A 21,727-nucleotide genomic window follows, 5' to 3' on the forward strand; every position below is an offset into this window, starting at 1 on the left:
TACGTCGTTATATCCACACACTTACAATCATATCAATGATCTTAATACCCACGAAAGGAACAATGATCCCACCCAGTCCGTAGATCAAAATATTACGGCTGAGTAGCTTAGTGGAACTCATCGGTTTATATGAAACACCTCTCATAGCAAGCGGAATTAATAACGGGATGATGATCGCATTAAAGATTAGCGCCGATATGATCGCCGAGCTCGGTGAGCCGAGTCCCATAACATTCAATGCTTCCATCTCTGGAATAGCTAATGTGAACATCGCTGGTATAATTGCAAAATATTTGGCGATATCGTTCGCTATACTAAACGTTGTCAAAGCGCCTCGTGTCATCAGCAATTGCTTACCTATAGCTACGACTTCAATAATCTTTGAAGGATCGGAGTCTAGATCGACCATATTAGCTGCTTCTTTGGCTGCCGACGTGCCGCTGTTCATCGCTAGACCAACATCAGCCTGAGCTAGAGCAGGTGCATCATTCGTACCGTCACCTGTCATGGCTACCAGTTTACCTTCGTTCTGTTCACGGCGAATGACAGCAATTTTGTCCTCAGGCGTACTTTCGGCAATAAAATCATCTACTCCAGCTTCGCGAGCAATCGTTGCGGCAGTCAGTGGATTGTCACCCGTACACATGATCGTCTTGATCCCCATAGAGCGAAGTTCTTCAAAGCGTTCCTTCATGCCAGGCTTAACCGTATCCTTCAGATAGATGAGTCCATAGATCCGGTTATCTACCGCAACAGCAAGCGGGGTTCCCCCTAGCCGGGCAATGGCATCCGAGTTACTATCCAAATTAGTAGGAATCTGACCCCCTTTGGACAGTACCCATTTCTTCACGGAGTCAACCGCTCCTTTACGAACGGAGCGTCCGTCAAGTAGATCAATACCACTCATTCTTGTTTCCGCCTTGAACTCTACGAATTCACCACCATCTCCAAGACTGCTGTCATAACTGCAATCTAGCTTCTTAGCCAATTCAATGACAGAACGTCCTTCTGGTGTCTCATCCTTCAGTGAGCTTATCGCTGCCCAAGCCGTAAGCTCGGCTTCCGTTTCATTCCCCACGGGTACAAATTCACTTGCCATCCGGTTACCGAAAGTAATAGTACCGGTCTTATCTAATATCATCGTATTGATATCACCGGCAGCCTCAACCGCCTTCCCTGACATCGCCAGCACATTAAACTGAGTAACGCGGTCCATGCCTGCAATACCAATCGCTGAGAGTAACCCGCCGATCGTTGTAGGAATCAGGCAGACCAGCAATGCAATCAAGACTGGGATTTCAAGGTCAATATTTAAATAGCTCGCAATGGGACGCAAAGTAACTACGACGATCAAGAAAATAAGTGTCAAACTAATCAGGAGCGTATTCAATGCGATTTCATTCGGTGTCTTCTGACGCTTGGCACCTTCTACAAGTGAGATCATCCGATCTAGAAATGATTCGCCTGGGTCGCTTGTAATCCGCACTTTGATCTCATCACTCACCACTCGTGTACCCCCAGTGACGGAGTTGAAATCACCACCCGCCTCTTTAATGACAGGTGCGGATTCTCCTGTAATAGCCGATTCATCAACGGAAGCTAGCCCTTCAATTACCTCGCCATCACCAGGGATTAGTTCTCCTTGCCTTACGATGACGATATCTCCCTTACGAAGTTCTGAGGAAGAGACGGTCTTAAGTACCGTTCCCACCAACTTATTAGCGGTAATATCCTGTTTCGTCTTCTTGAGCGAATCAGCTTGCGCCTTTCCTCGTCCTTCCGCTAGTGCTTCAGCAAAGTTTGCAAACAACACAGTAAATAGAAGAATAAACAATACGGTAATGTTGAATCCTACTGAATCTTCAGCGTTGAAATACCCTGGTGCCAACACCATGAGTAAAACAACGATCGTTCCGAGCTCAACGACAAACATGACCGGATTTTTCATCAAAGTTACCGGATTAAGCTTTATAAAACTATCCTTAACAGCGCTTAGGATTATGGGTCCGGTCAGCAGCTTTTTTCTTTGTACAGTACTCATCTAGATCTCCCTCTTCCTATCCTAAGGTCAAATATTCTGCAATCGGACCAAGCACGATGACCGGCAGAAAGGTCAGCGCACCGATAATTAGTACCGTAACAATCAGAATACCCGTGAATAGGTGATTGTCTGTACGGAAAGTACCGATTGTCTCTGGAACTGGCTTCTTGCGGAGCAGGGAGCCTGCTACTGCAAGCATGGCTATCATCGATATATATCGTCCTAGCAACATGACGATCCCTGTGGTGATATTCCAGAAGGATGTGTTATCCGCAAGTCCTTCAAAACCTGAGCCGTTATTAGCGGCAGAAGAAACATATTCGTATAATACCTGAGACAACCCATGAAAGCCGGGATTCGTAATAGCACCTTTACCGAGATCAGTCAGAAAGGCCCCGGCCGTAGGTACGAGAATAATAAGCGGATGAGCCAAAATCGCGATCGCGATCAGTTTCATCTCCCTCGCTTCTATCTTTCGTCCGAGAAATTCTGGTGTCCTACCAACCATCAGACCGCAGAGGAACACGCCCAGGATGGCATACATCAGCATATTGATTAGCCCGACACCCTTGCCGCCAAATACATTGTTCAGCATCATCAACGCCAGTGGGGTAACCCCGCCCAGTGGGGTCTGAGTATCATGCATATTGTTAACACTACCTGTGGTCGCCGAAGTTGTTACAGCAGTAAACAGCGAGGACTGTGGTATACCGAAACGTACCTCTTTACCTTCCATGCTGCCCTGCGATGAATCAATTCCCATGGCGTTAATGACGGGGTTCCCTTTGCTTTCGGCATAAAAATTCAGCGAGAGTAGCAGGACGAATAACGTCATCATCGCGGTGAAAATCACCCAACCTTGACGCTTGTTCTTAGCGAACAAACCAAACATATACGGTAGGGATGCCGGTAACAACCACATTGAGAGCATTTCAATTACATTGGTAAGTGGGCTCGGGTTCTCAAATGGATGCGCTGAGTTGGCACCGAAGAACCCTCCTCCGTTAGTACCTAAATGCTTGATCGATTCTAGTGATGCAACCGGGCCGATGGCAATTTGCCCAGTTTGCCCCTCAAGTGTAGCGACCTCCAGTGTCGACTTCAGCGTCTGTGGTACCTGTAATCCTACCAACACTAGGGTAACCAGTAACGCTAAAGGAATGAATACACGGATATGTGCTTTGACAAAATCCTCGAAGAAGTTTCCCACCGACTTTTGCCCGGTTATCCCTCTGACAAAAGCAACAGCAACCGAGAAACCACTAGCCGCCGAGGTGAACATCATCATCGTAATGACCGCCATTTGCGAGAAATAGGAAATCCCCGTTTCACCGCTATAATGCTGTAGATTCGTATTCGTCATGAAGCTGATTACTGTATTAAAAGAAAGCGTCTGCTCCATGCCCCCGATTCCATTCGGGTTTAGCGGTAATTCCCGCTGCAATCTAAGAAAAATATAACTGAAAGCTACCAATACGATATTGGTCAAAATAAAACTCATCGCATATTTTTTCCAAGACATTCGATCCCGTTTTTTCAATCCAATCAAGGAATAGATGCCCTTTTCAATACGCGAAAACCATTTATCCGTACGATTCGGCTCATTGGAAAATACATGAAATAAATAAGTGCCCATCGGCTTAACCAGTAACAGCAGGATTCCGATTACAACAACGATTTGTAAAATGCCCATGAATGACTGACCCTCCTATAATTAGGCTTATATTGCCTAAAACTTCTACAATATTTAGAGTTACGTTATTATGAAATTAAAATTTTTCCGGATAAATCAAGGCATACACTAAATATAGGAACAATAAAAAGGTAATCGAGATAATCAGAATCACAATTCATTCCTCCCCGTATCTTCAATTACACGTTCGCACCAAGTCGTAAATCCATAAAACAAACCGTATATAACTGCTAATGCAACCACCATATACAGATCCATCATGGTTCATCACACTCCTTTCATTATTCTAATAGGGCGGATTTGTCTGCCAGAAAGGCCACATCACCGCTGTGAGAATAAATTACATATTTCGCCCCAAGCCCCTTATACACTAATCGCGGATTTATAGAAGTTGTGATTACAAAAATGGGTTTTCTCGTCCATGAGCGGCACATCTGAATGTAACGACAACATAACGTAAGGCTGCTCTCAAACAGATATACTCTTCCTACCGGGAACGGCGGGAGATTCCACGTATTCGGATGACTCGTATCTGCCAAAATACAATGCTCGATTCCCAATTCTTCTAGCCGACTTTTGCCCATTTGACTGTTGGTTATCCCTGCTACCTTAATGCCTTTGAATTTCAATAATTTTATGAAATTTTCTCCGGCCTTTGTTGGTGCCCATACAACTACATATTCTTCTTTCGCCATCTCTATCTTTCCCTTTCTCAAGCACATAAGGAGGCAACGAAAATCTCCGAACGATCCTTTGATCAGTCATCATTTTCGGACACAGTTCCCAATCACTGTGTCACGTCATTAGACGGTACCTGTAAATAATTTTCATAAAATGGCACAACAAAAAGCCACAGAGGAAATCCTCTGTGACTCAAAAGCCGTCACATTGCACTCATCCTCTCTCCATACGCTTACGAGGTTAGCTGTCGGATTCGGGCGGTGAGAGTCGCCCTACCTGTATCAATGCACTACTCATGCATCATTTACAGGATTCACCCCATAATCGGCTCCGACTCTCACATCGGATGCCCATTGTTGGTTCCCCCGCTTTCCTTAACGGAAATTAAGCGGATAAATATTCGATTGTTTTTTGAATTGTGTGATGGAAACAGGAGTAATCATACATTCAAGCTGATTTATTGTAAAATGCGATTGTTGCCAAAAAAATGCAAATTCGAAACTAAATACATATTGGAGAGCGCTTACTTGATATCTATACTCCTTATCTCTCTTATTTTCGTGAGTTTGCAATGATTATCGCGAAAATGGTAATGATTGTGATAAATTTAATACAGAATAGAAAATGGGGACTTTGACCACTCAAAAACCTATAAATCAAGAAACCGAGCCTGAGAGAGGTAGAGGCCTTGTAATAGGTCACATATATGCTTTTAGTCCATTTTTTCTCCGTTGTTGCCCGAATTTGGTTTAACCCTGACTTAAGAGATAACTTTTGACTTTTACAAAAGGATTCAAGCCATAGTATCATTCTGAGGAACACACGCTGAATTACCGCGTTCCGCGGGAAACGGGGGAACCATCAGGCCGATAAGGCCTACTGGGGTGAATCCGAAGGAGATGATTTGTAGTCTCATAAGGTAGGGCGACTCTCACCGCCCGAATCCGACAGCTAACCTCGTAAGCGCATAGAGAGAGACCCTTCATTCGCCACGCATTTGCGTCAGGTTTATTTGTCCCTGTAATCGCAAACCGCAGCAGAGGTCCTACTCTGTCTGCGGTTTTTTTGATGCCTACAATGAAAGAGTTGCAAAGGGATGAGTCACTTTGAATGGAAAAAAGGTTTATTATTTGGGGATACATCAAAACATGCTTGAACCCGTAAGTCTAAGCTACTTATGCTTCGGGGCGCTATGGTATGAGGATAATAATCAGCGATATATTGTGGGTTACGGATTTGGTGAGAACAAAATAGAGGTGCTTCGCCAGTTTAGTAACCATTCATCTTGTGAGAAATGCATGGATCCAAACATTGTACGCGAGGTGTATAGAAGCATTCGGGATAAGCAGCAGAAACAGGATTGGTCTACACGACTCAGATTTCCACTCTCCAATGTCTTTAGAGCACCTTGGAAGGATGTTGCCTCCGGTTGGTATATCGTAAGATCTCGCAAGATCTTTCCTTTACATCTATCTGCTATTCATAAAAAGAGATACCGGATATGGCTGGAGCATACTGCTGTCTGTGAGAGTGAATCCGAACTGTTCGCTTTTATAGAAAAGGTTAAATTCACCCATCATGTGGATCTTAAACTTATGGAATCCTCAGGAGGAACGCTAAATGAATCAGAATAAACTTTCGCAAATAGAACTCTTTGCTTTTGATTCTCCCCCATTTCTTCTGAGTGGGACAAGACAATCAGAACGATGCTGGCATGTTGTCCTTAAGCTTTCTTGTGGTAAAAAATGTGGCTTTGCTGAATGTATCCTTTCTGCGGATGATACAGCAGTGGATTTAATTAGATGGGGTTCCTTCCTAATGAATATCCGGAATAGTACACTTGAAGAAGCGTTGGAGATTGTTCGTCATAAAGACTCTGATTGGGCGAAAAATCAGTTTGAATTGGTTCAGACTGCCTTACTGAAACTTGCTCAAGTCAAATATGTACAGCACAGAATTGCTGTGGGTGCAGAATTATGGGAGTACCGCAATCATTCAATTTTATTAAAGCATTGCCGAAGGTCTTAATCCCGAAGCAGCCTCACTTTGATCTAAATACAACAAATTTAATCGATAAATCTACGGCCTACTTCTCGATTTTATAAATTTATCACAATTTATCTTTAGAGAGGACTTTTACAATGAACAAGTCTCCCTTACTACGAAAACTCCATAGCAACAATAAGATGTATGCAAAATACGTACACAAGTACGCGAATTCAATATACTCCCTTAGTTATGTGATGTTGGAAGAATCCTTTGCAGCGGAAGAAGTAACAACGTGTACCTTTTTAGAGCTCTACGAGCCCTTTTCTCAAGCGGATTGGAATCCTCGTCAGTTCTCTTTGCAAGCTTATCAATTTTGTATACGTCAATGCTCTGAAGGACTGACGAGCGATCCCCTACGATCTACTGAGGCTCTTAACGAGAGAGTCCTGAAGTTTCTATGGTACGGGATGAAGCTCCCCTTAGCCGATATTCAATGCATACTTGGACAAAGTGTTCCTATACTGAAAGCGCAGCTCAGAAAAGAACGTGAACAAGCTAACAAAAAGGGGCATCCCAGTAACCATTCACATGGTTTGTGGAACACCCCTATTTTAAAAATATAAGTGGATGAATTCTTTACACAAGCACTCCATCCTGTAAGTGCAACACACGGTCACACCACTCTAACATTCGCTCGTCATGCGTAACCATGACAGCTGATTTACCTTCTGATTTCACTTCATCAGCTATCATTTGCACCACTTGTCTACCTCGCTTGAAATCCAAGCTGGCTGTTGGCTCATCTGCGAACAGAATCGCAGGATTGTTCATCCATGCCCGAGCTATAGCTACCCGTTGTTTCTCCCCTCCAGATAACTTCTCGGGATAAAAATTACGACGTTCCCATATATCCAGACGTTTCAATAAACGCTCGGAACGGTCTTTCGCTTCCTTGGAATTCATCCCAGTAAGCCTTGCCACATATAACAACTGTTCTTGTACTTTTAAATAAGGCAGTAGATTCGCGCTTTGAAACATAAACCCAATTTTATGCAAGCGTATTGAAGTAAGCTCCTGCTTACTTTTTCCAGTCAGAGACTCTCCGTCCAGAATGATCTCTCCACTCGTTGGAGATAACAGCGCACCCGCCGTTGACAAGAACGTACTCTTACCAGAACCAGAAGGACCAAGAACAGCTACAAACTCTCCTTCATTAACTTCGAGGTTTAAACGGTTAAGGATTGAGATCGTTGAATCTCCGTCACCAAAGGTCTTTGTAACTTGCTTCATTATCAATTTTGAACTCATGCTCCAACCCTCCCAATAGCTTCCAATGCATCTACTTTAGCAACCTGAGTTACTGAAATAAGTGATCCTAACAAGGACGTGACCACAAACAGACCACTTGTTAATAAAGCGGTAGACAGATTCATCTGGAACGGCATGGATTCAGGAAGGATTGACATTAATCCCCATGTCAACAACAGACTCACACTAAGACTTACAACAGATAAGATTAAAACCTGTCCTACCACACTTCTTGCGAGATATGCTGTCTTCGTTCCCATGGCTTTCAATATCCCAAATTGACTGGTCTTTTGAATCGTTAGGACATAGAAGAAGACTGCTAGAACGAATGCACCAATAACATATAAAAAGGATATCATCAGCAAGAGTGATTTTTGCTCTTCCGCATAACCTGGAATATTAGAAACAGCTTCTTTTTGTGTCATCACTTCCAAGTTGTCCACTTTCCCCGATAACGCCGTTGCTTGATCAGAAGTGACATCTAGTGCAATAGCATTAAACAGGGATGATTTCAATATCTCAGGGTCCTGAGACATCAGCCCTTTCATGGTTTGCCAGTCATGAATATTCATAAAAATAACCGGAGTATGGCTATAGGACTGATTTTTGACAATTCCCGTAACCGTCAGAGTCATTCCCGTCGATTGATCTTTAATGGTGCTACCAATCTTCAATCCTGCATCAGCTAACTTAGAATCCACCAAGACATTCCCATTGTCATCATTGGTGACAGCTTCACCTTCCACAACTTTAGGTGAGAGTGCTCCTGCCATATCTACTGCAAAAAAGGTAACATCCGATTTCGTATCCAGTCCTTCAACTGTAACTGCACTCATTTGCATTGCAATTGGAGTTGCGTTCTCTTCTCCTACAATCGAGCGGACTTTGTTCAAATCATCTTCACCCAGTTGCGAACGTCTAAATTTCTGCTCCGCATCCCCCTGCATCACGAAATGATTATTTGACATACTTTCGATTGCCGAGATATTCGCGTCAGCAAGTCCCTTCGCCAAACCGGTTACGAATAGAACCAGAAAAGAGACTAACAACATAATGACCATTATAAAAATGTATCTAACCTTCGAGTGTCGCATTTCTCTTAGTGCTAAGAACATAAAAATTTCCCTCCTTGTCTCTATGACTCTAGTTTAGGAGGGAAACATGAACGGAATATGAATAACAAATTACAAATACGGCAAAGTCACGGTAAATACGGTTCCTTCTCCTAGCTTACTAGCTACTTGAATCGACCCGTTGTGAGCATGAACAATTTTTTGAACAATGGAAAGTCCGAGCCCCGTACCGTTACTTTCACGAGTTCGCACCCGATCCGCCTTAAAGAAACGGTCGAAGATATTAGGTAAATCCCCCTCAGCAATGCCTTCACCCGTATCGGATACAGTAACAATGCAGTGCTTGTCCTGAACTTCTGCAGCGATCATCACCTTACCGCCAGCCGGAGTATGTTTTATCGCATTTGAAATGAGATTCATCCATACTTGATGCAATAAATCTTCATCCCCATATAAATTCATGTCAGGCACACTTAATTTAAGAAATAATTCCTTATCCGTAAGTTTCCATTCCATGATTTGAGCGACTTGACGAATTTGGGCGCGAAGATTAAATGTTTTCATGTGCAATGTATTTGAATCATAGTCCAAGGTGGATAACGTCAATAATTGCTTACTTAGTAAGGATAACCGTCTGCTCTCCTCTTCTATAATAGAAAGATAATAAACCCTTTGATCATGTGTTATCGATTGATCCTTAAGTGTAGTAGCAAACCCCTGAATAGAGGTAAGTGGAGATTCGATTTCATGAGATACGTTAGCAACAAATTCCTGTCTCGCTCTTTCAGTCCGTTCCAGTTCTTGACTCATTATTGTAAAACTATTTGCTAATTGCCCTATCTCATCACGTCTTCGAGTCTGCACTCTCAAGTTATACTTCCCCTTGGCAATATCTTGGGTAGCCACAGTAAGCCGTGAAATCGGTCTTACGATATGAAGAATGCTAATCATTAAGAAGAGAAAACTAAATAAAACGGCCGCACCTAAGAGAAGTGCAAAGAACACTCGCAATTCACCGAATTGCACATTAGCATCTGGACGCATAAACATGGCGAAAGTCCGATGTTCGATTTGTACAGGTACACCTATCGCATTTTCTATTTCACTATCAAAGAATCCTGTAATAAACAAATTGGCCTTATACTCAGCGACACCATGAAAAATATTTCCGTCTAATACATGCTGTAATTGCTCCTGTTTCAAATCGTAGCTCTTAAAGGGGTTACCAAAAAAACGTTCATCCCCTTTATTGTCCGTCAAGTATATTCGATATCCTAGCGAAGCAGCATTACTAAGGTATTCATCAATCGAGTTCGGATGCTCTTCACTAAATTTCTGTAGGTTCAACGCCATTTGTGTTAATTTCTTATCATTTTGAGGTTTTATCTTTACATGATAATAGCCGTTTGATAACAGAAATCCGAGAAGAAAGCTCACGACAATCATCGAACAAAATACAATGCACATCCTTGCATATAACGACTTCATGTATTCACCAGCTCCAATTTATATCCTACACCTCTAACAGTACGAATAATGAAGCTATCCTCGTAATCGGCAAATCTTCCCCGCAACCTTTTAATATGTACATCAACTGTTCGTTCATCACCTTCATAATCAAACCCCCACACTAACTCAATCAATTCTCCTCGCGAGAAGAGCCGACCTGGAAACTGAGCTAACTGGGCTAGGAGTTCGAATTCCTTTGCGGGCAATAGCAGCATATCTTTCCCATCCGTAACCTCATAGTTTTTACGATCAATCACAAGTTCCTTCAAACGTATCTTGTCCTCAAAAGCAATCGAGTAGCGGCGAAACAGTGCACGTATCCGGAATAATAACTCATCAGGTTCAAACGGCTTAGTTAAATAATCATCTGTTCCACGCAAATACCCTTGTTCCTTATCACTTAATTGTTGACGCGCTGTCAGCAAAATAATCGGAATATCATAATTCTCACGGATATGCTGGCAAAGTTCCAAGCCATCGATATGTGGCATCATGACATCGAGAATGGCTAAATCAACCGTAGCCTCTTTCATTTTTTCAATAGCCTCTTTGCCATCCTTGGCTTCCAATACGAAATACCCTTCATTAGTTAATACATGTCTTAATAAAGTACGAATATGTGGATCATCATCTGCGATTAATAGATTTTTCACCGTTCCAACTCCTAACGAACTGTAATATTACTTTCGATCGACGAGCGCCCCACGGGCGAAATATCCATACGATCACTGTTATTTAGTGTAACTTATATTTCTTTATTTTCAAAAGTTAATTCGCACCCCTTAGTACCTACATTTCGCACACCCAAAATTCCCTTAATCTGCTAAGCTGTTTTTATTTACATAGGTAGAGGGGGAATACGCTTATGACAGATTCATTTATTTCGGCACTCGAAAACAATAACATCGACTTATTACGTCAAGCTCCCAAAAGTGATCTACATAACCATGCTGCACGAGGTGGTAACAGAAAATATATTGAAGCATGGTCGAAAACATCGATTGTGGAGCCACCCAAATTTGAGTCGTTAAATGCGATGCAACATTGGTATGATACCCATGTGAAGTCACTTTGTATAGGTAAAGCGGGTTTTGTTATACGAATTGAGGCTGCTTTTCAACAGGCCCTTGATGATGGGATCCAATTGTTATGCATGAGTTTTGGAACAGGTGATAAAGTTCATTACAACGGAAGTTTGAAAGAATTTATTGACGCCATACATAACATTCATTTGGCAATTGCTCCACAAATAGAGTTTATCCCGGAAATCTGCTATCCAAGAACTAATGATATTTATGCTGTTGAAGAAGAATTTGAAGAGTTGCTAAGCCACGACTATTTTAAATCCATTGATATCGTTGGCGATGACACTCAAAGTTTAGATAATTTCAAGAATATTTATCAAAAGGCACGAGACCATAATTTCATTTTAAAAGCACATGTAGGTGAATTTGGTGATGCCGAAACCGTTATTCATGCGGTAAATATGTTGGGATTAGACCAAATACAGCATGGTATTAACTCAGTGTATTCAGATTACGTAATGGAACAACTGGTGGAAAGAGATGTTCAATTAAATATCTGTCCCTCAAGTAATGTGATGTTGTGCAGGGTAAGTGATTATAAAAGTCACCCTATCCGTCAGTTGTTTGATAAGGGAGTGAAAGTAACTATAAACAGCGATGACATGTTAATTTTTGATCAAAGCGTAAGCGATGATTATATGACTTTATATAAAACAGGATTATTTACTGCGGAAGAACTCAATATAATCCGATTACAAGGATTAAATTCATTCTAATATTGTTAAGTGGATAAAAAAGAGAACGCCCACCATGGACGTTCCCTAAATTTCTATATTCGTCTACCACGTCCTAGCTAGTTACGCATCTACACTTTCTGTTTTACGATCCTGTTTTGCATGTAATGTTTTCATTACAAATCTTGCTATCGGCTGTGCAACCAACAGTTCAATCCAAAATGCTATAGCAAAGTTTCTTGGCCAGATGTGAAGGAAGTTTTTAAGTGGTTCTAGGCTTATTTGTTTCGTCCCAACCCAAGTACCGATAATCGATAGTAAAATAGATAACACTGTGACATTCAATAAAGTATTCAATAGTACCCTTGCATTAAATCCATCGGTTTGTCCCATGAATTTGGGCATCAATTTCCCAACAACCGGTCCTGCAATTAATCTTACCGATAAAACAACGATTATCCACATGAACGGAATAATCTTTAGTGTATCTATATACACTTCCTTACTGAAACCACGTTCCAATCCCACAATAATAGGAGCAATAGTATTTACTGAAATGATTGAAATAATCAATAAAAATAAAATGCCTTCTTTTGAATTTCTAGGTAGTCTTGTTTCTCTTAACATGTTTGTCATCTCCGCGAATAATATTTCAGATGGCAGACGTATCATGAGACATATATTTTTGGACAATAGAAAAGACCAATATCTCTACACACTGATTATATAATCATAACATTTTCTTCAAATGAATGTCAGGATTTTTTACTTAAAATTTATTAATATCCAATCAGAGAGATGATCAAATACAAGTTTATTATTATTAGAAAATAAAAAAAGACCACTTCTTAACGAAGTGGCCACCGCTTATTTCGAGCGGTAATTATTGGATAGGAGTGGAGAGAAACCATACTGTACTTCTATTATATTGTATACGTTTTCATTCTGTCAATAGATTTTTATTAGCGCTTACATTTATTGATACAAAGCCATTTCTGGCCTTGCAAATTATTACATGTGAACCGTGTATCCAAGAGTCTGAAGTTGCTCCTTGGCTCGATCCATCTCTCCTTCATTTCGAAAGGACAGACGCATGACACCAGGCACATCTTCCCGACTTTCAATAATTTGAATGTTACTTAGATTGATTTGGCGAACACCCAGTTCCGTTGCGATTTGACCGATAATACCTGGATGGTCAGGGACATCAATATAGATATCGAAGAGCGAAGTTATTGCACCCTTACGTCGTTCAGGAAGTTCACTGCGGAACATGTTTGCTTTCTTGAACGCTTCTTCAATTCCAGTGCCATCCATGCCCTCCAACATAGAGATAAATCCGCCGACTTCCTGATTCCAATCCCGCAGTAAGGATAGCAATACATCTCGGTTGCTGAGTAGGATATCCCGCCAGATGATCGGATCACTAGAAGCAATTCGGGTAATATCCCGGAACCCCCCGGCTGCTAACATGCGGTACAGTTCATTGTTATCATTGTAATCGCGAACCTGATTGACAAGTGCCACCGCGATAATATGTGGTAAATGGCTGATTGCACCCACGATTTCGTCATGAAGCATCGGTTCAACTCTGACGATCTGTGCTCTTGTATGCGTCAGGAGTTGCTCCAATCGAGTGTAAGCCTCTTCAGGCACATCTGGAGATGGAGTTAAAACGTAGAAGGCATTCTCGAATAGTAGCGAAGAAGCTGCCTCTACTCCAGAACGCTCTGAGCCAGCCATCGGATGTCCTCCGATGAAATGGACACCTGGATGTGAGAAACCTTCTGCACAGGTTGCCACTGCCGCCTTTGTGCTTCCTACATCTGTAATAATACATCCTTGTTTCAAAGGAAGCTCGGTTAGCTGCTTTAAGTAAGACTCTAGATTACCTACAGGTACACATAAAAAAATAAAATCGGCATCACACGCCGCTTCTTCCATAGAAAGAGTCGCGACATCTACGACGCCGCGCTCCATAATTCTTTTCATGGATTCTGGTCTATGACTATGCCCGACTACTGTAATACCAGGCTTTCCTTTTAAACATAGTGCCAACGAACCACCGATCAATCCTACGCCAAATATTGCGATTTTTGTTGTCATATTCCCTCACTCAATCCTAACTTAATTATACATGTGCTTTCTTCTTATTTAGTACTTGTTTCAAAGCCGCAATGAACTTCACGTTCTGTTCAGCAGAACCAACGGACACTCTTATATAATTAGGATACTTTGAAAATCCTGAACGGATAATCACACCAAGTTGAAGTAATGCTTGGAACATATCTACTGCCGATGACTGCACATCAACCATGATGAAATTTCCATGTGCTGGGAAGTATGATAGACCCAACGCATTAAATTGTTCATACAAATATTCAATACCACTGCGATTTTTCTCCCGGCAATCCATAACAAACTGTTCATCCGCAATGGCAGCTTTTCCAGCTGCTTGTGCAATCCTCGAGGTATTAAACGGTTCACGTACCCGATTAATCAACTGGATAATTTCCGGTTGTCCCACACCGTACCCGATACGAAGCGAAGCAAGACCATGAATTTTAGAGAATGTCCGAAGGACGATCACATTAGGATACTTACTTAGAAGACTAATTCCATCCGTGTAAGTTTCATCCGTTACAAACTCAGCATAGGCTTCATCCACCACAACCAGCACATGATCCGGTACAGAGTCTAGGAAAGTGGTAAGAGCGTTATCGGAAACAATCGTCCCCGTAGGGTTGTTTGGATTACAGATCCATACGATCTTGGTTCTATCGTTAATCTCACTTAACATAGCATCTAAGTCATGCGTTCCATCTTGTAGTGGAACCTCGATAACAACCGCACCCTCAATCTCTGCGTTAGACTTATACACCGAGAATGTCTGGTCTGCCATGATGGTTTCATCCCCAGGAATAAAGAAAGCCCGAGCAATCAAAGCAATAATCTCATCCGAGCCACATCCAAAAATAATTTGGTCCCGGTTTACTCCCAAATGACCTGCTAATACCTCCGTCAGTTCAGCAGCGCTACCGTCTGGATAGACACTGATTTGTGCAAATTCCGCTTCAATCGCCGCACGGACTTGGGGTGAACAACCATAAGGGTTTTCATTTGAAGCAAGCTTGATAACCTCATCCAGACCAAGCTCTCGCTTCACTTCCTCAATCGGCTTACCTGGTTGGTATACCGGAAGGTTAACGATTTGGGGTTTCGCCAACATCATGATTCCTCCTCTATCTCTTTATCAGTTTATGATTTTAATAATCTCACAAAATCACGTATTTGCAACAATCCTTCTTCTTTCGAATGCCCCTGTTGCAACAAAGGAACGTTCTCTTCTATTTTACGCACAATCGCACTCCCGACAACAACTCCATCACAAATTTTCGAGAATTGTCTCACCTGTTCAGCATTCGAAATGCCAAATCCAATCGCAACAGGCAAATCACTCATTTCTTTGACGGACTTAATAAAAGCCTCCAAACCTTCATGGAACGTAGCTCTCTCTCCTGTTACTCCAAGTGAGGATACACAATAAATAAATCCACGTGCTTTGGACAATATGACGGCAATACGATCTTGCGAAGTTGGAGCAACCAGCGGAACGAGGCTTACATTGGCTGCGTCAGCCAATGCAAGTACTTCTCCCGATTCCTCTACCGGTAGATCTGGAATAATTAGTCCACTAATACCAGAAGCCTGCATGGAAGAAAAGAACTTATCTAATCCCATCTGCAGGACAGGATTATAATAAGTGAACAATACGAATGGCATATTTACACCACGTGTTCGAGTCTCGCGAGCAACATCAAAGCAAGTCTCTATCGTAATCTTGCGAACTAGAGCCCGTTCTGAAGCTCTCTGGATCACCGGACCATCCGCAAGTGGATCGGAGTAGGGTACTCCCAGTTCAACAATATCAGCACCGGCTTGCTCCAAAGCTACGATAATATCTACCGTTGTAGCTGGATCTGGATCTCCTACTGTGATAAATGGAATGAACGCTGTTTTACCTTCTTCTTGAAGTCTCACAAACGTTTCGTCCAACAAGTTCGAGGTTATCACGCTCATAGTATCCCCCCACCCTCTGTATACGCCATAATCGATTCAACATCTTTGTCCCCACGCCCGGATAGGCAGATGACCACAAGGTCGTCCCTAGTCATATTTGGAGCTAGCTTAACTACCTGTGCAACGGCATGTGCGGATTCCAATGCGGGAATAATCCCTTCCGTCCGACTGAGTAGATGCAGTGCATCCAACGCCTCTTTGTCGGTTATTGGATAATATTTTGCACGTTCAATATCTTTTAAATACGAATGCTCAGGCCCGATCCCTGGATAATCCAGTCCCGCCGAGATGGAATGCGCTGGCAACACTTGACCAAAGGCGTCCTGCAGGAGGTAACTAAGTGAACCTTGGAAAACACCTTTTGTCCCCTTCGTCATCGTCGCCGCATGAAATTCTGTATCCACGCCTCTACCAGCCGCTTCTACACCAACCATTTGAACGTCCGTGTCTTCTACGAACGGATAGAACATCCCAATCGCATTACTTCCACCACCTACAGCAGCAACTAGCATATCCGGCAGTCTGCCCTCGGCTTCTAGAATTTGACGACGCGTCTCATCACCAATAACACGTTGGAAGTTGCGAACCATCATGGGATATGGATGAGGACCTGTCGCTGAACCAAGGATATAAAAAGTATCATGCACGTTGCTGACCCAATAACGAAGCGCTTCGTTGCAAGCATCCTTTAGGGTCCGAGTTCCGGACAGTACAGGCACTACTTCTGCACCGAGCAATTTCATTCGGAATACATTAAGTTGCTGACGTTTCGTATCTTCTTCGCCCATGAATACTTTACATTCAAGACCTAGTAGAGCAGCTACCGTTGCCGTTGCAACACCATGTTGACCAGCCCCTGTTTCCGCAATTACCTTTTTCTTGCCCATACGTTTGGCCAGAATTCCTTGTCCAATAGCATTGTTGATTTTATGCGCACCCGTATGGTTCAAATCTTCACGTTTCAAATATATTTTTGCACCACCCAAGTGCTCAGTTAAACGTTCAGCATAATACAGTGGCGTTTCCCGACCTGAATATTGCTTCAACAAGTAACTAATCTCTGCTTGGAATTCGGCATCATCTTCATAATGTCGGTAAGATTTCTCCAGTTCAATGAGCGCATTCATCAATGTTTCTGGCACATACCTTCCGCCAAAAGGGCCGAAACGCCCGTGTTCATCTGGTACTTGCGTCATATCCCTTTCACCCTCTCTACAAATGCTGTAATTTTCGTTATATCCTTAACTTCATCGCTCTCTACACCACTTGAAACATCCACGCCATCAGGGGCTAAAGTATTGATCAATTCCCCTACATTACCAGCATGAAGTCCTCCCGCCACTAGAAAAGGAATGCCTTGATTTTTGGCCCATGTTTGATATGGCGCGGCTAAATTCCAACGGAATGTCACACCCGATCCTCCACCATAATGTGGATCGTAAGTATCAAGCAACATGCCATCCAACACTCCATTATATCGTTCCAGTATCTCTTCTACATGAATTGATTCGTCATCGCGCACTGAGAATGCCTTATATATTTTGAGGCCAAAGAGTTCGCTTGCTTCACGGCAAAATTCTGGACTCTCCGAACCATGTAATTGAAGTACATCAAGTGGAACTTCAGCTAGAAGACTTTGGAGTTCCTCTATGGTTGGATTTACAAACACTCCAACGCTCTCTGGATTGTGGCTAGACGTCCATTCACTCAGAACAGATAGAAGTTCAACAGCCTGCGAACTGGTAACTTGGCGCTTGCTTTTTGCAAACACAAAACCCAGATAATCAATGGGTAAGTTTATCATAGATTTTAGCACTTCAACGGACTGAAGTCCACAAATTTTTAAGATAACATCACTCATGGGAAAGGCTTCCTTCCTCTACAGCATCCGTAAATTTGTTAACCCTAGGAGGTCCCATCAACTCATAAACGGCTCGATCTACCTGCTCATTACGCATAAATGCTTCACCGATTAGTACTCCTTGTGCTCCATTGGCGGCAAGATATTCAACATCCTCCCGCGTCACAATGCCACTCTCACTGATCAATGTCACTCCAGCAGGTACCAATTCAACCAAAGCAGCCGTTGTCCCAAGCGACGTCTCAAATGTACGTAAATTCCGATTGTTGATCCCAATCAATTTCGCTGTTCCAAGACTGAGTACACGCTCCAATTCCACACGGTCGTGAACTTCGAGCAACGAATCAAGTCCAAGCGAAGCAGCAAGCTGCATGTAGTCCCTAAGCTGAGTATCACTAAGAATAGCGGCGATAAGCAGTATAGCATCTCCACCTAGTAACCTAGCCTCATAAATTTGACGTTCATCAATGATGAAATCCTTACGCAATAGTGGAACGCTAACCGCCTCACGAATTGCCGTAAGATATGCTCCGCTACCCTGAAAATAAACTTCATCCGTCAGCACAGAAATGCAATCCGTACCTGCAGCTTCATATGCCAAAGCAAGTTTAACAGGATCAAAGTCCGGCCGAATTAAACCTTTCGAAGGAGAAGCCTTCTTAACTTCCGCTATCAGGCCAAGTTCACGTTTGCGTCCTACGGTAAGTGCACGATGGAATCCGTGAGTTGGCGGAAGCTGCGAGATCCTTTGTTCAACCTCTGTTAATGAGAAGGCGTTCGCTAACAACTCTACTTCTTGTTTCTTTGTCTCTACGATACGATCAAGATACATAACTAATGTCCTCCGTTGTTTGAATAAGCTGATCTAACTTTCCTAGTGCTTTGCCGGAATCGATCGCTTCCGCAGCTATAGATACTCCTTCGCGAATATCCTTGGCGATTCCTGCAACGTAGATACAGGCTCCCGCATTCGCAAGAACCACGTCCCGATACGCCCCCTTTTGACCCTGCAGTACACGCTTAATAATATCAGCGTTCGTTGCAGGATCACCACCGATCATATCCGCCAATTGGTAAGTGCCAAGTCCCAGATCATGCGGATGGAGATCATAAGTTACCACTTCACCATTTTTCAATTCCGATATACGAGTCGGTGAAGAAATACTAATCTCATCCAATCCTTCCTGACTTGTCACAACAAGCGCGCGTTTAGATCCAAGCTCACGTAACACTTCGGCTATCGTTTCTGTCTTATTACGATCATAGATACCAAGTACTTGACGGTCTGCACCTGCGGGATTGGTCAGCGGTCCAAGCATATTAAACACCGTCCGTATACCAAGTTCCTTACGCGGGGCTGCTGCATACTTCATAGATGGATGATATATCTGTGCGAATAAGAAGCAGATCCCAATATCATTCAGACAACGCTCCGCCTGCTCGGCATTCAAATGGATATTCACGCCAAGTGCTTCAAGCACATCCGCACTTCCAGCCCGCCCTGAAGCAGAACGATTACCATGCTTAGCAACCCGTACTGATACCGAAGCAGCAACGATAGCGGACGTAGTGGAGATATTAAACTTATGAATGCCTGATCCACCTGTTCCGCACGTATCCAACAGATGTCTAGTGTCCGTATGCAATCGACTTGAATGAGAACGCATCGCTTCAGCAAAACCTGTAATTTCATCCACTGTCTCGCCCTTAATACGAAGTGCTGCCAACAATCCACCAATTTGTGCTGATGTCGATTCACCGTTCATAATCGATTCCATTATTGCACGGGCCTCTTCTCGCCCCAAGTTCTCCCCAAATATCAGCCGACTGAGGCCACTTTGTACCGGATGGTCTACGTTCATCGTATTCTGCTCCCTTCTTCTCACACTACAGTTCGCTATAATTTGTATAAATTTTAAAGGCTCAATCTAAGAATCACCGGTTCTCTGAACTATATTCATACAAATAATCTTGATTAATCACGGAATCATGAAGCGATTTTGGCGGAAACATCATTTCGGCCATGCGAATTGCTTTCAGTAGGGCCATTGCTTTGTTTACCGATTCTTGATACTCATTCTCCGGAATTGAATCCCATACAATACCGCCTCCAGCTTGCACGTACGCTTTACCTTGCTTAAAGACGATCGTTCGAATCGTAATGCAGGAATCCATATTACCCGAGAAGCCAAGGTAACCAATAGCTCCGGCATATGTGCCCCTCGCTTCACGTTCTAGCTCCGCAATAATTTCCATTGCTCGTAGTTTCGGTGCACCTGATACAGTTCCAGCCGGCAAGCAAGACAGAAAAGCATCAAAAAAGTCTTTATCATCTCTCAGTTTCCCTGAGACCTTAGAAACCATATGCATGACATGCGAGTAACGCTCTATCTCCATGTATGTTTCGCATTTCACGCTACCAAACTCCGATACCCGCCCAAGATCATTTCGTCCTAGATCGACCAGCATTAGATGTTCTGCCCGTTCTTTCTCGTCCTTCAGTAAGTCTGCTTCTAACTCACTATCCTCTTGTGCGTTAGCTCCTCGGGGCCGAGTTCCCGCAATGGGTCTTGTCTCTACTCGGTCACCTTCTACCTTCACTAGCGCCTCCGGTGAAGTTCCCACGATGATTTCATCGTCCAGCTTAAGGTAATACATATACGGAGAAGGATTCATCGTACGTAATATCCGGTAGACATGTAGTGGGTCTACCTCAGTCTCAATATGGAACCTCTGAGATAACACCACCTGAAATATATCACCCGCAGCGATGTATTCCTTACCTTTCTCCACATTAGCAATGAACTGCTCCTTCGTCAGATTAGAACGAACATCTCCGAGTTCCACATCTGCTGGAAGTGAACGAGTATTGAACATCTCGCTTGGTCCTTCCTGTTGCAACAACTCTGCGATCTCATCCAACTTTTGCTCGGCAAGTTCGTATGACTTCGCGATGTCCGAATCCCGATCGCCTTCCTTGACATGAACATTTGTTACAAGTAACAACCGCTGCTTCACATGATCGAATACAATCACTTGATCACAGAACATGAACTGAATATCTTGTAAATTCATATCGTCCACTTTATGGGCTGGCAATTTCTCATAATACTGCAGAAGGTCGTATCCGAAGAATCCAATAGCTCCACCTGTAAACGGAGGCAATTCTGCTAACTTTGGACTCCGATAATTCCGCAGGATCGCTTTGAGCTCCTCAATGGGTTTGCCAGGCAATGTCTGCTTTTTCCCATCACGCTCCATGACAACCTCGCCCTTCTTAGCTGACACCATCATGAATGGATCTGTTCCGATGAACGAATACCGTGCCCATTGAATGCCACCTTCTACACTTTCAAGCAAAAATGCCCGTTCTCTTTGTGCTATTCGGCGAAAAATACGAATCGGGGTTTCCATATCAGCAAGCAGTGGGCGGACGATGGGAATCAAATTATAATCTTTCGCTAAGGCAATGGTTTGTTCTAGTTGCGGGGTTGCCATGTCTTTCACTTCCTTTTCATCAAAGTTGGTTGTGGTGAAACACTGTTCGCTCCGCATACCGTTTGATCTTTCGATCGTTGTTGCCGTGTGATTGCCTTTAATTTATAACTCCTAACAGAGTAGCAATCACCCGGCAAAGACGAACGCTTCGCTTCTCCAGACTCAAACGGCACGCTTCGCTGGGCTTCACAAATGTCCTTAAATATACAACAAAAAAACCTCTACCGAAGTAGAG

Annotated in this window: 21 protein-coding genes and 2 riboswitches; of the genes, 4 read left to right on the top strand and 17 right to left on the bottom strand. The window is 43.0% G+C overall.

Annotated elements, in window-relative coordinates; translation table 11 throughout:
• Nucleotides 1-7: 7 nt before the first annotated feature.
• From kdpB to NST85_RS18265, 4 genes are all read right to left on the bottom strand, one after another.
• On the bottom strand, nt 8-2,041 hold the full coding sequence (gene kdpB / locus NST85_RS18255; RefSeq protein WP_127190847.1) for a potassium-transporting ATPase subunit KdpB: 2,034 nt from the start codon (nt 2,039-2,041) through the stop codon (nt 8-10).
• Nucleotides 2,042-2,057: 16 nt separating this feature from the next.
• On the bottom strand, nt 2,058-3,734 hold the full coding sequence (kdpA, locus tag NST85_RS18260) for a potassium-transporting ATPase subunit KdpA (protein WP_341190046.1): 1,677 nt from the start codon (nt 3,732-3,734) through the stop codon (nt 2,058-2,060).
• A gap of 76 nt (nt 3,735-3,810) precedes the next feature.
• On the bottom strand, nt 3,811-3,888 hold the full coding sequence (kdpF, locus tag NST85_RS29360; protein WP_370877669.1) for a K(+)-transporting ATPase subunit F: 78 nt from the start codon (nt 3,886-3,888) through the stop codon (nt 3,811-3,813).
• A gap of 127 nt (nt 3,889-4,015) precedes the next feature.
• Nucleotides 4,016-4,450 carry a hypothetical protein gene (locus NST85_RS18265; RefSeq protein ID WP_341190047.1) on the bottom strand — a complete coding sequence of 145 codons (435 nt, stop codon included), beginning with the start codon at nt 4,448-4,450 and terminating at the stop codon, nt 4,016-4,018.
• A gap of 178 nt (nt 4,451-4,628) precedes the next feature.
• A riboswitch (cyclic di-AMP (ydaO/yuaA leader) is annotated at nt 4,629-4,816 on the bottom strand.
• A 412-nt stretch (nt 4,817-5,228) separates the two neighbouring features.
• Nucleotides 5,229-5,395, top strand: a riboswitch (cyclic di-AMP (ydaO/yuaA leader).
• A gap of 126 nt (nt 5,396-5,521) precedes the next feature.
• Here NST85_RS18265 and NST85_RS18270 point away from each other — a divergent pair.
• From NST85_RS18270 to NST85_RS18280, 3 genes are all read left to right on the top strand, one after another.
• The gene (locus NST85_RS18270) at nt 5,522-6,049 is read left to right on the top strand and encodes a hypothetical protein (protein ID WP_341190048.1); all 528 of its coding nucleotides are present in this window, start codon (nt 5,522-5,524) and stop codon (nt 6,047-6,049) included.
• The gene (locus NST85_RS18275) at nt 6,036-6,443 is read left to right on the top strand and encodes a hypothetical protein (protein ID WP_341190049.1); all 408 of its coding nucleotides are present in this window, start codon (nt 6,036-6,038) and stop codon (nt 6,441-6,443) included. The genes NST85_RS18270 and NST85_RS18275 overlap by 14 nt, the downstream gene beginning before the upstream one ends.
• A gap of 215 nt (nt 6,444-6,658) precedes the next feature.
• On the top strand, nt 6,659-7,027 hold the full coding sequence (locus NST85_RS18280; RefSeq protein ID WP_341190050.1) for a hypothetical protein: 369 nt from the start codon (nt 6,659-6,661) through the stop codon (nt 7,025-7,027).
• Between the two features lie 13 nt (nt 7,028-7,040).
• On the opposite strand, the gene NST85_RS18285 is transcribed toward NST85_RS18280, so the two are convergent.
• The 4 genes from NST85_RS18285 to NST85_RS18300 all read right to left on the bottom strand — a co-directional run bounded on the left by NST85_RS18285 (nt 7,041) and on the right by NST85_RS18300 (nt 10,947).
• A complete protein-coding gene (locus NST85_RS18285) occupies nt 7,041-7,712 on the bottom strand; it encodes an ABC transporter ATP-binding protein (protein ID WP_127190853.1) in 672 nt (223 codons plus the stop codon).
• Complete coding sequence (locus NST85_RS18290) at nt 7,709-8,827, bottom strand: ABC transporter permease (protein ID WP_307395785.1); 1,119 nt, start codon at nt 8,825-8,827, stop codon at nt 7,709-7,711. The genes NST85_RS18285 and NST85_RS18290 overlap by 4 nt, the downstream gene beginning before the upstream one ends.
• 69 nt (nt 8,828-8,896) lie before the next feature.
• Nucleotides 8,897-10,231 carry a sensor histidine kinase gene (locus NST85_RS18295; protein ID WP_341190051.1) on the bottom strand — a complete coding sequence of 445 codons (1,335 nt, stop codon included), beginning with the start codon at nt 10,229-10,231 and terminating at the stop codon, nt 8,897-8,899.
• A gap of 38 nt (nt 10,232-10,269) precedes the next feature.
• Nucleotides 10,270-10,947 carry a response regulator transcription factor gene (locus NST85_RS18300; protein WP_127190856.1) on the bottom strand — a complete coding sequence of 226 codons (678 nt, stop codon included), beginning with the start codon at nt 10,945-10,947 and terminating at the stop codon, nt 10,270-10,272.
• A 212-nt stretch (nt 10,948-11,159) separates the two neighbouring features.
• Here NST85_RS18300 and NST85_RS18305 point away from each other — a divergent pair, with 212 nt between their 5' ends.
• A complete protein-coding gene (locus NST85_RS18305) occupies nt 11,160-12,095 on the top strand; it encodes a hypothetical protein (RefSeq protein WP_341190052.1) in 936 nt (311 codons plus the stop codon).
• Between the two features lie 81 nt (nt 12,096-12,176).
• On the opposite strand, the gene NST85_RS18310 is transcribed toward NST85_RS18305, so the two are convergent.
• The 9 genes from NST85_RS18310 to trpE form a co-directional block, all read right to left on the bottom strand.
• The gene (locus tag NST85_RS18310; protein WP_307395792.1) at nt 12,177-12,680 is read right to left on the bottom strand and encodes a hypothetical protein; all 504 of its coding nucleotides are present in this window, start codon (nt 12,678-12,680) and stop codon (nt 12,177-12,179) included.
• A 384-nt stretch (nt 12,681-13,064) separates the two neighbouring features.
• On the bottom strand, nt 13,065-14,159 hold the full coding sequence (locus NST85_RS18315) for a prephenate dehydrogenase (protein WP_307395794.1): 1,095 nt from the start codon (nt 14,157-14,159) through the stop codon (nt 13,065-13,067).
• Nucleotides 14,160-14,184: 25 nt separating this feature from the next.
• Nucleotides 14,185-15,282 carry a histidinol-phosphate transaminase gene (gene hisC, locus NST85_RS18320; RefSeq protein WP_341191134.1) on the bottom strand — a complete coding sequence of 366 codons (1,098 nt, stop codon included), beginning with the start codon at nt 15,280-15,282 and terminating at the stop codon, nt 14,185-14,187.
• A 29-nt stretch (nt 15,283-15,311) separates the two neighbouring features.
• Nucleotides 15,312-16,133 (bottom strand): tryptophan synthase subunit alpha, encoded by an 822-nt coding sequence (trpA, locus tag NST85_RS18325; RefSeq protein WP_341190053.1) that lies wholly within the window; start codon nt 16,131-16,133, stop codon nt 15,312-15,314.
• Nucleotides 16,130-17,329 (bottom strand): tryptophan synthase subunit beta, encoded by a 1,200-nt coding sequence (gene trpB, locus NST85_RS18330; protein WP_127190861.1) that lies wholly within the window; start codon nt 17,327-17,329, stop codon nt 16,130-16,132. Before trpB ends, trpA begins: the two co-directional genes overlap by 4 nt.
• On the bottom strand, nt 17,326-17,994 hold the full coding sequence (locus NST85_RS18335) for a phosphoribosylanthranilate isomerase (RefSeq protein WP_341190054.1): 669 nt from the start codon (nt 17,992-17,994) through the stop codon (nt 17,326-17,328). The genes trpB and NST85_RS18335 overlap by 4 nt, the downstream gene beginning before the upstream one ends.
• A complete protein-coding gene (trpC, locus tag NST85_RS18340; RefSeq protein ID WP_341190055.1) occupies nt 17,987-18,826 on the bottom strand; it encodes an indole-3-glycerol phosphate synthase TrpC in 840 nt (279 codons plus the stop codon). The genes NST85_RS18335 and trpC overlap by 8 nt, the downstream gene beginning before the upstream one ends.
• Nucleotides 18,816-19,856 carry an anthranilate phosphoribosyltransferase gene (trpD, locus tag NST85_RS18345; RefSeq protein ID WP_341190056.1) on the bottom strand — a complete coding sequence of 347 codons (1,041 nt, stop codon included), beginning with the start codon at nt 19,854-19,856 and terminating at the stop codon, nt 18,816-18,818. Before trpD ends, trpC begins: the two co-directional genes overlap by 11 nt.
• 73 nt (nt 19,857-19,929) lie before the next feature.
• Complete coding sequence (trpE, locus tag NST85_RS18350; RefSeq protein WP_307395805.1) at nt 19,930-21,492, bottom strand: anthranilate synthase component I; 1,563 nt, start codon at nt 21,490-21,492, stop codon at nt 19,930-19,932.
• Nucleotides 21,493-21,727 lie beyond the last annotated feature (235 nt).

It is taken from the genome of Paenibacillus sp. FSL K6-2524, assembly GCF_038005525.1.
GTDB lineage: Bacteria > Bacillota > Bacilli > Paenibacillales > Paenibacillaceae > Fontibacillus > Fontibacillus anaericanus.